14 protein-coding genes are annotated in these 14041 nt (G+C 57.9%); 5 read left to right on the top strand and 9 right to left on the bottom strand.

All coding sequences use genetic code 11. The features are described 5' to 3' along the window. Positions 1-939 (top strand): hypothetical protein, encoded by a 939-nt coding sequence (locus tag VEH04_18800; GenBank protein ID HYG24822.1) that lies wholly within the window; start codon positions 1-3, stop codon positions 937-939. Beyond that, positions 864-2063, top strand: a complete 1200-nt coding sequence (waaF, locus tag VEH04_18795; protein ID HYG24821.1) for a lipopolysaccharide heptosyltransferase II — start codon at positions 864-866, stop codon at positions 2061-2063. Before VEH04_18800 ends, waaF begins: the two co-directional genes overlap by 76 nt. Positions 2064-2087: 24 nt before the next feature. On the opposite strand, the gene VEH04_18790 is transcribed toward waaF, so the two are convergent. The 6 genes from VEH04_18790 to VEH04_18765 all read right to left on the bottom strand — a co-directional run bounded on the left by VEH04_18790 (position 2088) and on the right by VEH04_18765 (position 8573). Next, positions 2088-3191 carry an ABC transporter ATP-binding protein gene (locus VEH04_18790; protein HYG24820.1) on the bottom strand — a complete coding sequence of 368 codons (1104 nt, stop codon included), beginning with the start codon at positions 3189-3191 and terminating at the stop codon, positions 2088-2090. Continuing rightward, complete coding sequence (gene cysW / locus VEH04_18785) at positions 3188-4126, bottom strand: sulfate ABC transporter permease subunit CysW (GenBank protein ID HYG24819.1); 939 nt, start codon at positions 4124-4126, stop codon at positions 3188-3190. Before cysW ends, VEH04_18790 begins: the two co-directional genes overlap by 4 nt. Position 4127: 1 nt before the next feature. Beyond that, positions 4128-4952, bottom strand: coding sequence for a sulfate ABC transporter permease subunit CysT (gene cysT / locus VEH04_18780; GenBank protein HYG24818.1), 825 nt, complete (start codon positions 4950-4952; stop codon positions 4128-4130). 176 nt (positions 4953-5128) lie between these two features. Then, positions 5129-6127: a sulfate ABC transporter substrate-binding protein gene (locus VEH04_18775; GenBank protein ID HYG24817.1), complete on the bottom strand. Its 999-nt coding sequence runs from the start codon at positions 6125-6127 to the stop codon at positions 5129-5131. Between the two features lie 52 nt (positions 6128-6179). Beyond that, positions 6180-7175 carry a sulfate ABC transporter substrate-binding protein gene (locus VEH04_18770; GenBank protein HYG24816.1) on the bottom strand — a complete coding sequence of 332 codons (996 nt, stop codon included), beginning with the start codon at positions 7173-7175 and terminating at the stop codon, positions 6180-6182. A gap of 27 nt (positions 7176-7202) precedes the next feature. Then, a complete protein-coding gene (locus VEH04_18765) occupies positions 7203-8573 on the bottom strand; it encodes a porin (GenBank protein HYG24815.1) in 1371 nt (456 codons plus the stop codon). A gap of 230 nt (positions 8574-8803) precedes the next feature. Between VEH04_18765 and VEH04_18760 the strand changes: the two genes are divergently transcribed. The 3 genes from VEH04_18760 to queG are packed head-to-tail and all read left to right on the top strand — an operon-like array spanning position 8804 to position 10932. Beyond that, positions 8804-9262, top strand: a complete 459-nt coding sequence (locus VEH04_18760; protein ID HYG24814.1) for an Rrf2 family transcriptional regulator — start codon at positions 8804-8806, stop codon at positions 9260-9262. Positions 9263-9313: 51 nt separating this feature from the next. Beyond that, positions 9314-9868 (top strand): shikimate kinase, encoded by a 555-nt coding sequence (locus tag VEH04_18755; protein ID HYG24813.1) that lies wholly within the window; start codon positions 9314-9316, stop codon positions 9866-9868. Next, positions 9865-10932, top strand: coding sequence for a tRNA epoxyqueuosine(34) reductase QueG (gene queG / locus VEH04_18750; GenBank protein HYG24812.1), 1068 nt, complete (start codon positions 9865-9867; stop codon positions 10930-10932). The genes VEH04_18755 and queG overlap by 4 nt, the downstream gene beginning before the upstream one ends. Positions 10933-11047: 115 nt before the next feature. Here the strand turns inward: queG and VEH04_18745 are convergent, their stop codons facing one another. The 3 genes from VEH04_18745 to VEH04_18735 are packed head-to-tail and all read right to left on the bottom strand — an operon-like array spanning position 11048 to position 14033. After that, positions 11048-11653 carry a cytochrome c gene (locus VEH04_18745; protein HYG24811.1) on the bottom strand — a complete coding sequence of 202 codons (606 nt, stop codon included), beginning with the start codon at positions 11651-11653 and terminating at the stop codon, positions 11048-11050. Positions 11654-11661: 8 nt separating this feature from the next. Then, on the bottom strand, positions 11662-12585 hold the full coding sequence (locus VEH04_18740) for a cbb3-type cytochrome c oxidase subunit II (protein ID HYG24810.1): 924 nt from the start codon (positions 12583-12585) through the stop codon (positions 11662-11664). Continuing rightward, on the bottom strand, positions 12582-14033 hold the full coding sequence (locus tag VEH04_18735) for a cbb3-type cytochrome c oxidase subunit I (protein HYG24809.1): 1452 nt from the start codon (positions 14031-14033) through the stop codon (positions 12582-12584). Before VEH04_18735 ends, VEH04_18740 begins: the two co-directional genes overlap by 4 nt. Positions 14034-14041: the final 8 nt, after the last annotated feature.

Below are 14041 nucleotides of genomic sequence, written 5' to 3'. Positions count from 1 at the left end.
ATGGACTCGATTCTCTACTGGGTCGCGCGGATGCTCCTGGCGCTGATCCAATCGCTCCCGTTGATGATCGTGGCACGATTGGGACGCAGTGTTGGGATGCTGGCGTATTGGCTTGATGCCCGGCATCGGAAGGTCGCGCTGAGCAACCTGCACCTTTGCTTCGGGCGCGAAAAATCCGCGGCCGAGTTGCGCGCCGTGGCGCGGGAGAATTTCCGGCGCATCGGTGAGAACTTCGCCTGTTCAGCGAGGACTGCGGTCATGACCCACGAGGAACTGAAGCCGCATTTCGATTTGATTGGCGCCGAGAAAATCCGTTCCAAAACCGCAACGGGGCGGCCCCCGAATCGGGTTGTGGCCATCGGGCATTTTGGAAACTTTGAATTATACGTTCGTTTCAAGGATTTCGTTCCGGAAGTCACCTGCGCCACCACCTATCGCGGCCTTCCGCAGCCTTCCCTGGACAAGTTGTTGAAATCAATGCGCGAGCGGTCCGGCTGCCTGTTCTTCGAGCGGCGATCCGACAGCGACGCACTGCGCGAGGCAATGAATGGGAAGGGACTGCTGTTGGGATTGCTTTGCGATCAGAACGCAGGACGCGCTGGCGTGCGCCTCCCCTTCCTCGGCCAGGAATGTTCCACGTCCGTCGCGCCTGCTGTCTTCGCGCTGCGCTACCGATGCCCACTTTATACAAGCATCTGCTACCGAGTTGGCCTCGCGCACTGGAGAATCGAAGTCGGCGATTTGATCGCGACCCATGACGGCGAAAAGCCGCGGACGGTCGAAGCCATCATGAACGACGTAAACCGGGCATTGGAAGCTGGCGTGCGGCGTGATCCGGCAAACTGGTTCTGGGTTCATGATCGATGGAAGGAAACTCGGCGGCGAAAGCTGAAGCGTGCGCGCAAAGCCGCCGTCGCCGCGCAGTCAAACCAAACTTGAACACGAAGGCTCACGCGATTCCACATTCGCCAGGGAGGATTCTGGTCCGCGGAGTCAACTGGCTTGGCGACGCGATAATGACCACGCCGGCATTGCAGCGGCTGCGGGAACGATTCCCCGCAGCACACATCACGTTGTTTACCGCGGAAAAGCTCCAGGACATTTGGTTGCACCACAACGCGATCAATGAAGTGGTGAGCTTCAAGCCGGGAAGCCTCGCACGGGCCGCGCGCCAGCTCAGAGCCGGCGCATACGACCTTGGTGTGGTTTTGCCCAACTCGATGCGATCGGCCCTGGAGGTCTGGCTCGCGGGCATTCCGTCGCGCGCGGGATATGCGAGAGGGCTGCGAAAGCTGCTGTTGACGATAGCAGTGCCGCACGATCCCGGGACCATGCGCATGCGGAAACGAACTCCAGCCGAAATTCGACGCCTCATCGCCATGCCGGGCCGCATCATTCGAACGGCTCAAAAGGGGCAGTTCCGTCATCAAATACACGACTACCTCCATCTGGTCGGCGCGCTGGGCGCGAATACGGAACCACTCGCGCCCGAGATTTGTATCGGCGGCGAAGAACTGAGAAATACCGCGGAAAAATTCGGCCTGGATGGTTCCCTCGTTCCGCTATGCGCGCTGAACGCGGGTGCTGAATATGGCCCCGCCAAGCGGTGGCCGGCCGAACGCTTCATCGCGGCGGCAAAAGAGATTGCTGCAAAGACAGGCTGCCGATGGTTGATTTTGGGAGGGCCAGCCGATGTTCCCCTAGCGACATCCATTCAGTCGTCACTGAGGGCGGCTCGAATTCCATCTGATTGTCTCGCAGGGCGCACATCGCTGCGGGAGCTTTGTGCCGTGCTCAAACTCTGCGATGTGGCACTGACCAACGATACAGGCCCGATGCATGTGGCCGCGGCGGTAGGCACGCGTGTCGTGGTTCCTTTCGGCAGCACTTCGGCGGAGTTGACAGGCCCCGGATTACCCGGTGATTCGCAGCACCAATTCCTCGTTTCCAATGTGCCCTGCTCCCCCTGCTTTCTTCGCAAGTGCCCGATCGATTTCCGCTGCATGAACAGCATCAGCGTGAGCCAGGTTGCCGAAGCGGTTGTTCGAGCAATGCGCTCCTGATGAAGGATTGTTCTGTTTCCGAGCTCAGATGTTCTCTGCGATCGAGGGCGGCGGCTGGTATGTGATTTCGTTCTCGGGCGTGAGCGGCGAACTCTCCGCCGCAAGGACCCGATAATTCCTGATTTGCAAGGACACCTCGCGGCCCTCGTCAAGTCCGAGCTGCGCGTATTCCTCCTTCGTCATGCGGCTGCGGAGAAGCAGGCCCGATTCGAGTTCGAACTCCAGCCGCAACATGATCCCGAGAAAGAACGTGTGCCGCAGCACGGCGCGATACGGGTAAAGCGACAGGTCGGTGGAAATTTGAACTGCATACGGGCGGAATCCGATGCGCAGCCGCGTCCCGTCGGGGCTTCCATGAGCGGGGAACTGCAGTTCGCTGACACGCGCAACCCCGCCCTGCACCTCCGCGTCGAGCACGTTCATGACGCCAATGAAACGCGCAACGGTTTCGTTCGCAGGTTGCTCGTACACTTCGCGCGGCGTTCCCACCTGTTCGAGGCGGCCGCGGGAGAAGATGACGATGCGATTTGAAACCTCGAGCGCCTCTTCCTGGTCGTGCGTGACAAAGATGGTCGTGACGTTGAGATCATGATGCAGCGAGACCAGCCACTCGCGCAGTTCCTGGCGGATCTTTGCATCGACAGCGCCAAACGGCTCGTCGAGCAGAAGCACGCTCGGCTTGGACGCCAGCGCGCGTGCGATGGCGACGCGCTGCCGCTGGCCGCCGGAAAGCTGGTGTGGATACCGTTTCTCGAGTCCCTGGATTCCAAACAACTGGACGAGTTCCTCCACGCGCGCCTGAATATCGGTCTTCTTCCATTTCTTGATGCGCAGCCCGAAAGCGATGTTCTTGAACACGTTCATGTTCTTGAACAACGCATAATTCTGAAACACAAAGCCGATGTTGCGCTCCTGAACGGACAGGTTGTTCACGCGCTGGCCCCGGATGAAAACGTCGCCAGACGTCGGCATTTCCAAGCCAGCAATCATCCGGAGCACAGTCGTCTTGCCACCGCCACTCGGTCCCAGCAGCGCCATGAGTTCGCCCTCGGTGACTGAAAAGCTGACGTCTCGGACGGCCGCCACTTCGCCGAATTGCTTGGTAACGTTTTTCAGTTCGATGCTCATTTCAAATTCTCGCGCGCTATAAAGTCGGTATCCATTTCGGCCGGATCCACCGGAGCCTGCTGTGTGCGTTCATATTCCCGGGCCTGCCTCCACTCGAGCAGTGTCTTGACGGCAAGCGTGATCAAGGCGAGCAGCGCCAGTACGCTGGCAATGGCGAATGCCGCGGGAGCGTTGTACTCGTTATAAAGTTTCTCGACCCTCAGCGGCATCGTATCGGTCAATCCCGTGATATGGCCCGATACCACTGAAACAGCGCCGAACTCACCCATGGCGCGCGCATTGCAAAGAATGACGCCATAAATCAAACCCCACTTCACGGAAGGCAAGGTTACGAACCAGAAGGTCTGCCAGCCGTTGGCGCCAAGACTCAGCGCTGCCTGCTCCTGTTCCGTTCCCGTCGCCTGCATTACGGGAATCAATTCACGGGCGACGAATGGAAAAGTGACGAAGACCGTGGCGAGAACAATTCCCGGCACGGCAAAAATGATCTTTATGTTCCTTTCATCGAGCCATTGGCCGAAGTAACCCTGCAGGCCGAACAGAACCACGAACATCAATCCCGCGACCACTGGCGATACCGAGAACGGCAGGTCAATGAGCGTGATCAGGAGCGATCGGCCGCGGAACTTGAACTTCGCTATCGCCCAGGAAGCCGCGAGGCCGAACACCACATTGATCGGCACACTGATCAGCGCAACCGTCAGCGTGAGGCGAATCGCAGCCCATGAATCGGGATTCGTCAGCGCATCCCAATAGTAACTCCAGCCCTTCGCAAGCGCCTGGACGAAGACGTTGGCCAGCGGAAGCAGCAGGAAAATCAGGCAGAACACGAGGGCCAGGCTGATGAGCGTCCACTTCACCAGCGGAGATTCCTCCGTGCCGCGCTGTGATTGCTGGCGCGAGGCGGCGATCTTTCGGGTGACGATTCCGGCCATATCAATGCTGAAAACGATTGGCCCACTGCTCAACCAGGTTGATGACGGCGAGCAGCACGAAAGAGAATATCAACAGCACCACCGAGAGTGCGATTGCTCCCGTGTAATCGTATTCTTCAAGGCGCATCACAATGAGATAGGGCGCGATCTCCGTCTTGAACGGGAGATTGCCGGAAATGAATACGATCGATCCGTATTCACCAATCGCTCGCGCAAACGCCAGCGTGAACCCGGTCAGCACCGCCGGAAACAGTGTCGGGGCAATGATGCTGATGAAGGTTCGGAGCCGCCCCGCACCGAGGGTTGCCGACGCCTCCTCGACTTCACGTTCAAACTGTTCAAGCACAGGTTGCAAGGTTCTCACGACGAATGGCAGGCCCACAAACGTCAACGCGATCACGACCCCCAAAGGCGTGAACGCCCCCTTGATTCCCAGCGGCACGAGAAATTTGCCAAGCCACCCGTTCGCGGCGAAGAGATTCGCGAGGGTCAAACCAGCTACGGCAGTCGGCAGAGCGAATGGAAAATCAACCATCGCATCAATGAACCGCCTTCCGGGAAACTCGTAGCGAACCAGCACCCACGCCAGCAGCGTTCCGAAAACCGCATTTGCCAGTGCTGCGACCAGCGACGCGCCAAAGGTCAGGCGGTATGCCGCCATCGCGCGATCCGTGGTTGCAAGATGCCAGAAATCAGTCCAGGACAAACCGCACGTGCGAATGATCAATCCGGCAAACGGAATCAGCACGATGGTTCCGAGAAAAAACAGCGTAATGCCCATGGTAAGGCCAAACCCGGGCAACGCGTTAAATTTTTTCGCAGCCATGCAATAGTCGTCTCAGGGCGTGAGTCTCGTGGTCGATCCGATCCGATTCGGGGCGGACTTTACTTCAGGCAAATTCAGGAATCAATGCATCTGGCGAATAAACGCTTTTGTGAATCGCCGCGCGGAGTCCGACCCGGCACCGCGCGGCGGATCGTCCGATGCCGCCAGCAGCCGGATCACTGCTTGCGCTGGTAGATTTTGTCGAACACGCCGCCTTCGGAGAAGTGCGTCTTCTGAATAGCCGCCCAATCCCCCAGCACCTTCTCGGCGGAAAACAGCTCGAGCTTCTTGAACTGGCCGGATGCCTGAAGAGCTTTCTCAGACCGGGGTCGATAATAATGTTTTGCGACGATTGCCTGTGCTTCCTCGCTGTAAAGGAATTCCAAATAGGCCGCGGCCGCCTTCGCCGTCCCGCGCTTTTGCGTCACGCGCTCAACCACAGCGACGGGCATTTCGGCTTCGATGCTGTACGACGGAATGACCGCATCGAACTTGCTGTTTCCCACTTCCTGGATCGTGAGAAAAACTTCCGCCTCAAACGTCAGCAGAACATCGCCAATTTCGCGTTGCACGAAACTCGTAGTGGCTCCGCGCCCGCCTGTGTCGAGAATGGGAACATTCTTGAACAGCGCCGCCACAAACTCGCGCGCCCGCGCGTCGTTGCCGTTGAATTTTTTCAACGCGAATGCATATGCGGCCAGATAACTGTAACGGCCGTTGCCCGATGTCTTGGGGTTCGGAACGATGACGGAGACCCCAGGCTTCACGAGGTCGTCCCAATCGCGAATGCCCTTCGGGTTCCCTTTGCGGACCAGGAATACAATGGTCGAACTGAACGGCGAGCTGTTGTGCGGCAGGCGTTGGCGCCAGTCAGACGCAACCAACCCACGAGCCGCGACCGCGTCCACATCGGTCACCTGGTTGAACGTCACGACGTCGGCCTCGAGCCCGTCAATGACGGCTCGTGCCTGCTTGGTTGAACCCGCGTGCGATTGGTTGATGGAAATGGTGTCGCCTGTCTGACGTTTCCAATGCGCTGCAAAGGCTGGATTAATGCCGTTGAACAGCTCGCGTGCGATGTCGAAGGAAGCGTTGAGCAACTTGGTTTCTGCGCCACTCGCCGAAAGCAATCCCGCGAATGCCGCGGCTGCAAAAGTCAGGAATCGAAGTTTCATAAATTTTAGATGATGTTGCCGGGCGAGGGGTCCGGCCTCGGCGGGAATAACCTCACGGTTTCTGGATCTGATCGAAGAATGCGCCGTCAGCAAAATGCTTCTTCTGCGCCGCCTGCCATCCCCCGAATACTTCATCGATCGTGAAGAGTTCGACTTTGGCAAACTGCTCTTTGTATTTGGCCGCGGCCTTTTCCGAGCGGGGTCTGTAGAAATTCCGGCCCACGATGTCCTGCGCCTCTTCCGAGTAGAGGTAGTCCAGATATGCCTTCGCCACGCGCTCCGTTCCCTTCTTCTTCGTGACGCGGTCAACGAGGGCAACCGTTGGCTCGGCCAGGATGCTGATCGAGGGCGTGATGATTTCAAACTTGTCGGCGCCGAACTCCTTCAACGCAAGATAAGCCTCGTTTTCCCAGCCTACCAACACGTCGCCAATTTCGCGCTGAATGAACGTGGTCGTTGCACCGCGCGCGCCTGAATCCAGAACGGGCACATTGCGGTAGAACTTCGTGATGAAGTCCTTCGCCTTGGCTTCATCATTGCCATGCTTCTTCAACGCAAATCCCCATGCAGCCAGATACGCCCAGCGCGCAGCGCCTGATGTCTTGGGATTCGCGGGAATCAACGCGACGCCAGGCTTCACGAGGTCGTCCCAGTCCTTGATGCCTTTCGGATTCCCCTTCCGCACCACGAACACGATCGTGGACGTGTAAGGAGCACTGTTGTGAGGCAAACGCTTCTGCCAATCCGCGGGCAGGAGCTTTCCCTTTTCAACAATTGCGTCGATGTCGTAGGCGAGCGCGAGCGTGACCACGTCGGCCTGCAATCCATCGATGACGCCGCGCGCCTGTTTGCCCGAACCGCCGTGCGATTGCTGGATCGTGACGTTGTCGCCGCTTTTCTGCTTCCAATACTGCGCAAACGCTTTGTTGTAGTCCTGATACAATTCCCGCGTGGGATCATAGGAAACGTTCAGCAGCGTGTAATTTGCCGCGAAGCTGGACGTTGTGAGGATCGCGCCCGCGACCAATGCGTTGAATACATGTTTCATGGTTTGGATGCTTGAAGTTCGGATCAATTAGAATGCCAGTTGAACACGGGAGAAAATGACTTCCTCCGGCTGGGATGTCACAGCGCCCGTGCCGCTGGTCCCAGAACCGCCGCCGTCGAAGGCCGTTCGCGAGTAGCTCGTGTTCACGCGGATGTTTTTGTTCAGGAACCAATTCAGTCCGATCGCCCATGATTGGGCGCCTGTCGCCGAAGCCGCCGGATTCGCGAATGTTGGAAAGGTATCGTCGTCAATATCCAGTTCCGCATACCGTGCGACCAACTGCAGCGCTCCCCACTGGCCGGCGCGGGGGTCGAACGGTTTCATCGGGTTGATGCCTGTGAACGTCGCATCTTCCCCGGTCAGCACCCATCCCGCGGCAATCTGCCACGCCCTGTGCTCCAGGCTGGCGGACAGCGGGCCGCGGCTTACTTCCTGGTGAGAGACCGCATATTCCGCCAGCAAGCCAAACGGTCCGTAGTACCAGTACGCCTGGGGTGAGACGCGCCAATGCGTGCCGTTGGCTACAGCGCCGTTCGTGTAAGTGAAATATTGTTGCTGTCCATCGGTTGCGTAACCGCTCGCCAAGCCGGTCACGTTCGATGAAACATTGCCCCAGCTGCCGCCCACGCCGAATCCCAAACCGGACAAGAGGCGATTATCGGAATTCTTGAAGGGGGTTGCGAAAAGCCGGCCGGCAAATTCACGATGATCCTCAAAATCCGAGTTGCTCGAACTGCGTCCATCACCAACTCCGTTGAATACACCAGCCGCATAGCTCAGGCGTCCGGCGGCCACATCGCCCCAAAGCTGGAATCCCATGTCGCGGTTCGGAACGAGCGACGTCACGATGGATCGCTCGTTGAAGAACGTAACCGGGTCTGACTGCAGATGTTCCAGCCCGACGGGAACCTTGAACTTGCCAGCCCTCAACTGCAGCCAGGGTTGATAACGATAGTTCAGGTAGGCATCCACGATCTGGACGGAAGAACCGCCAAAGTCCGGCACGAACATGAAGTCGAAGTCGCGGTAGACTGTTCCGGAAAAAATGGGACGCGCACGACGAAGGAGAAAGCCGTCGTTTCCCTTGATGTGGCTTTCACCGAGGAAGGTCCGATTGTCCACCTGGAGCACGCCGTTCAGCTTGAACACAAAGTTGGTGTCAGCAGAGCTCCCCACGAGACCGCCATTGCCAATGGCAAGACGCGGCGTGTCTTTTGGCTTGGCTGCGGCGGTTTCAGCCTCGAGTTCGCGCTGGCGCTCAAGAATCCGGACCTTTTGGTCCAGGGCCTGAATCTGCTGTTTCAACGCTTCGATGGAATCACTGGTTTCATCAGCCATTGCTGCAGGTCCCACAAAACCTGCCGCGACCGCTAACAGAAGAGGCAATTGTCGTTTCATGTCAGTTCGCTTGTCGTTCACCGACGCCCTCGTTCGGGCTATCGTAATCTGATTCTTAACTGCCGCTATGGGTTCATCCCGCATCAGTGGCAGCACCGTGACAATGCGCAACAATCTCTACTGTGTCAATAGAGATTACAATGAATTTGCAATTGGTTGTGTTTCAGCGGCTTGCAATCATTGCAAACTAAATGTTGATCAACCTCGTGTACATTCTATGTTTTTGCTTCATGAAACTGTCTGTTCGAGGTGAATACGCTTTGCGTGCGCTCCTGGTCCTTGGATCCCGATATCCCGATCCAGTGGTTCGCATTCAGACGATCTCGGACGAGCAGAACATTCCAAAGCGATTTCTCGAACAGATTCTCAACGATTTGAAGAGCGCCGGAATCGTGCAGAGCCGCCGCGGCGTCGCTGGCGGATATCGCCTCGCCCGCCCCCCGCACGAAATCAAGCTGGCGTCAATCGTCCGGCATATTGAAGGAGCCCTGGCACCGGTGAGTTGCGTGAGTGAACGGTTCTATGAGAAGTGCACCTGTCCTGACGAATTGCGCTGCCCGATCCGCAGCGTGATGAAGGAAGTGCGCGAGGCGGTGGTGCGCCTCATGGAGAAAACCACCATTGCCGATCTTTGCGAACGCGGGCGCAACCTGCAGCAGCCGCTGGAACCTCTGGACTTCGCGATCTGACCCGCCGTTCTCCTGCTCGCATTTGGAAGCTTATTCCGCTATTCAGAATTCGTGAGCAACTCGCGGCAGATCCAGAACATCGCGCTCATCGGATTCATGGGCACGGGAAAATCATCCGTCGGCCAGGTGCTGGCACACCAATTGGGTTTCACATTCCTCGATACGGATCAACTCATTGAGACATCCGAAGGACGGACGATTTCGCGGATTTTCGAAGAGGATGGTGAACCGTCGTTTCGCGCGCTTGAAGCAGGAATCACGAGGAATCTCGAACACTTGCGACACCATGTCATTTCCACGGGAGGCGGGCTGCCTGTAAACCCTGACAATCTCGCCAGCCTCAAGTCGCACGCGCTCGTCGTCTGCCTCTGGGCTTCGCCAGAAAAAATCTGGGAACGGGTCCGGCATCAGGCGCACAGGCCCCTGCTTCACGATCCCGATCCGCTCGGCAGGATCCGCACGCTTCTCAGTGCCCGCGAGCCTGCATACCGCCTGGCAGATGTATTGATCAACACTGAACTGAGATCCGTGAAGGAAGTTGTGCAACAGGTGATGCATCACTATTCCATGGCCCACCCGGAACACTCGTGGAATCGTGAAACGTGACACACGAAGACGCCATCCGACATCGCGCGCGGGAACTTGGATTTGATGCATGCCAGTTTACGACGGCCGCATCTCCCATCCACGCGCGTGAATTTCAGCAGTGGCTGGATGAGCAGCGTCATGGCGAAATGGCATGGATCGAGCGCAACGCCGACAAGCGCGTTGATCCCCAGCTCGTGCTGCCCGGCGCCTTGAGCGTCGTGTGCCTCGCAATCAGCTACGCCCCCGATTCGAGTTCCCCTGCGGACGCTGCGGAAACCATTGGTGGAGCTGGAACAGTGGCGCGATACGCGCGCTATGCCGATTACCACGACGTTCTCGTGGAGCCGCTGAAGAGTCTGGTGGCGTTCATCGACTCACTGGACACCGGCACGCGTTCGCTTTGGTATGTCGATACGGGTCCACTGCTGGAACGTGACCTTGCGCAACGGGCCGGCCTGGGATTTGCCGGCAAGCACACGAATCTCATCAGCCGCAAACTCGGCAACTGGATCTTCCTTTCGGAAATCATCACCACGTTGAAACTGGATCCCGATGCACCTGAGCAACCCCGTTGCGGCAGCTGTACGCGATGCCTGACGGCGTGTCCGACGCAGGCGATCCTTGCGCCTTATAAACTCGATGCGCGGCGTTGCATTTCGTATCTGACGATCGAGCTGAAGGGTTCCATCCCGATCGAACTGCGCCCGGCAATTGGAAACAGGATATATGGTTGCGACGATTGCCTGGCGGCGTGTCCGTGGAATCGGTTTGCACAGCAAGGCCGCATGATGCAGCCGCATCGCCGAGCCGAGGTCGAGACTCCCGCCCTGCTGGAATTGCTGGCATTGAATAATGCGGGATTCAAGCAACGGTTCTTGGGATCACCAATCTTACGAACAAAGCGGAGGGGATTGTTGCGAAACGTGTGCGTCGCACTTGGAAACGTCGGTGATCCGTCTGCGTTGCCTGCTCTCAAAAAGGCAACGCGAGATGCAGAGCCCCTGATTGTGGAGCATGCCCAATGGGCGATTGATCAGATTGAAGCGAGAACTTCCGAGAAGAATGGGACGTTCCCTGCCTGACAACGGAGCGCCGGGCTTCAGCCCGCTCAATGTTAAAGGGGTTCGGAAATTGCGCATTTCCATCGCGATACCCCGTCGCACCCGGAATCACCGTGATCATGCCCGCGTTCCCAGCTTACTCAGTGGGATCGATCTGCAGAAGCTCCGCAGCCGTGAACGGCTGGGCGCGGTTGCCGACTTTTTCTCGAACAGCCTTCACCTGCTCGGGCGTGACGGCTGAAGCATTATTGCCCCATTCCTTGTTCTGCCGAACGTAGGTGATGACAGCGGCAACTTCCTCGTCACTCAACATGTTCCAGGGAACCATGCTGCTGTTGAATTGCTGTCCTTTGACGGTGATCGGACCCTGCAGACCGTAGAGAACCAGGCGAATGAAACGCCCGGGATGTTCCTCCAACACCCATTCCGAACCGGTGAGCGGCGGAAACTGTCCTGGCGATCCCTGGCCTGAAGGCATGTGACACGCGGAACATGTCGGCCTGTTGTAAACCTGTTTTCCAAGATCGAAAAACTCGTTGCCTCCCCCGCCCGGCTGCAGTGATGCAACCTCCTCCTCAGTGTGGAACGGCGCATACACCTTCGCGCTGAACCATCCACCCTTCGCATCGAAATACAGTGCTCCCCAATAGAGCAGCATGAACAGCAGGACAAACAGCCAGATGGGCACGACAGCTCCGCGCGTCTTGTTCGCGGATGACGCTGTCGTTTCAGTTGGCTTCACGAAGGAACTCATTGCGCGGGAGGAGGAGCGTTGGTCGCGACCGGGGCGGCGGGCGCCTCGGCAGCAGAAAGCGGAACTTCAAACAGCGGCGCCGAAGCTTGCAGGCTGATCAGGTAAGCGACCAGTGCGCGGGCCTCTGGTTTTGGAATCAATACACTCGCAGGCGCGGCACTGTCTTTCGCCGGGTCATGCAATCCACCTTCTGCATTCAAAGCGATGGATTCTTCAGGAATAGGCTGGCCCGGGTTCAGCTTTCGCTGTTCAAACAGGAAGCGATAGGAAGGCATTGCGGAATCAGGAACAACCGTTCGGGGAGCATACAGATGCCTGTAATGCCACATGGGATCAGGCAAACGCGTCCCGACATTGGCCAGGTCAGGGCCAATCCGATGGGAACCCAGCATCACGGGATAATCATACAGATAATCCTGAGCGACAGATCTCCGTTTGCCCCAGCCCCGTTCGATGTCAGAGCCTACGGGAACAATTTCGACCTGCCCCTGTCCACCCGCTTCACGAGCCGCCTTTGCGGCTTTCTTCGCGCTGGCAATATTGACATTTCGCAAGACAGGTTTTGGAAGGCCGGCAACCAATCCTGCCGCGTTGGCATTGGTCAGGCCGAGGCGCGCATTGAGGAGGGCCTCTGCCACCGCGGCCGCGTTTGTTCCCGCCTCTGTCAGGATGTAATTCACCTCGGTTCCCGTTTGCCCTACCTGCTGGCTGTGGCAGTAGACACAGCCGTTCTCGCGGTACACCTGCAAGCCTTCCTGGGCGAGTCCAGGGCGGGCGAGCGGATAGAGCTGTGCCGTGTTCACGGTGTTCGTTCCCTGCCGGGCGTTGCCCAATTGGAGTTGAGGCGTCATGACGAACCCAAACCAGGAAGCGGAAATGCCGACGAACGCAGCCAGAAAAATCAAGGCGCCGTAATTCATGATTTCACCTCCGCAACGGTTGCCGAGGTTGAGGAAGTTTCCACAGGCCGCAGTTGCTGCCTTGCAAAGCGCACGAGCACGGAAGTGAGATTAAACAAGAGGAGCACGTTCGCGGTGAGGATCAGGATTTCACCGATCGAGCTGATGCGCAGCGGCATGAGGTAGGCGCGGCTCACAGCTCCGAACCCGGTTTCGGGATTGCTCATTTTGACCCCCTGAACGATCCCGCCGATCGCGAGCGGCCCGGCGTATAGAACCGTTCCAATGGCCGCCAGCCAATAATTTGCCCGGATTCGATTTGCGCATGGCCAGGCAACGCCCGTGGCACGAGGCACGATGTAATAAATGGCGCCAATCATCGTGAGGCTGAAGAACCCGAAAACGTTGAGGTGCGACTGTGCGAATGTAAACCACGTGAAGTGCAGGAACGGCGTCAGTTCAGTCAGCGCCACGGCAACGTTCATCAACCACGCAACGACGAACGCCATTGCGCCAAACGCAATGAACTTGCCTGGAGCCGGATTCTCACTTTGCGCACAGCCGCGTCCGCACGTGCGATACACATTCACGACCACCGACAGGACTGTGACCAGTGTGAGAACGGTTGCTATGGTGCTGAGCGCGGGCATCCATGCGGGCAGCGGAGCCGTGCTCGGGATGCCACACCATCCACCGAACAGGATGATGGTCCAGAAAGTGAAGTACGCCAGGTAATCGCTGTGCAGGGCGCGATTCATCAATGTTGGAATGAAGTGGAAAATCGCAGCGAGTCCGACAAGTCCCAACCAGACAATATGCAGGTTGGCGGCGAACCACCACGCCACCACCGACTGCGTCACTCCGCGAACAGGGAACATCGTCAGCAACAGGTGTGCGGTCGAGAAAATCCACGGGAACCAGTAGAGCGCCGCAATCAGAAACCATTGGGCTGGAGTCAAGGCCCTGACGGTTCTCGCGTGCAGCGTGAGCAGCGTCCAAACGGCTACCAGCGAATACCCGAGGAACAGAAGCACCGCCGCTGATTTCGGCATTTCCAGACTTTGAAACCCGGTGGTGTTCCCGGCAAAAATCTGGATTAAGCCAATCAGGACACCCAGGTGCCAGAGTTTGGCGCCCAAAACCATGACCGCGGGCTGCACTGCAGAAATTCGGCCGACCCTTGCGATGATCCACAAACCCACCCCAAGCCCCGCTGGAATCGCAAATCCGTAAAGCAGCGCGTTCGTTGCAGCGGGATACAGCCTCCCGTAGGTCAGCCATTCGCAATTCGCCAGGAAGTTTGGTCCGTGAAACTTGATGGATGCGAGCAGGCCGAAGATTGAACCCAGCACCAGCCAGATGGCGCTCCCATAAAACAGCGCTATCAATGGTGCCGAGACGGACGCATCGATGCGGCGCAACGCCGGATCAGGCTCCAAGGCCACGGTGGTGGAACACGAAGGATTCATCGAGGCGG

The organism is Verrucomicrobiia bacterium, from assembly GCA_035629175.1.
GTDB lineage: Bacteria > Verrucomicrobiota > Verrucomicrobiia > Limisphaerales > DASXHY01 > DASXHY01.
This window is presented reverse-complemented; position numbering and strand designations above follow the sequence as displayed.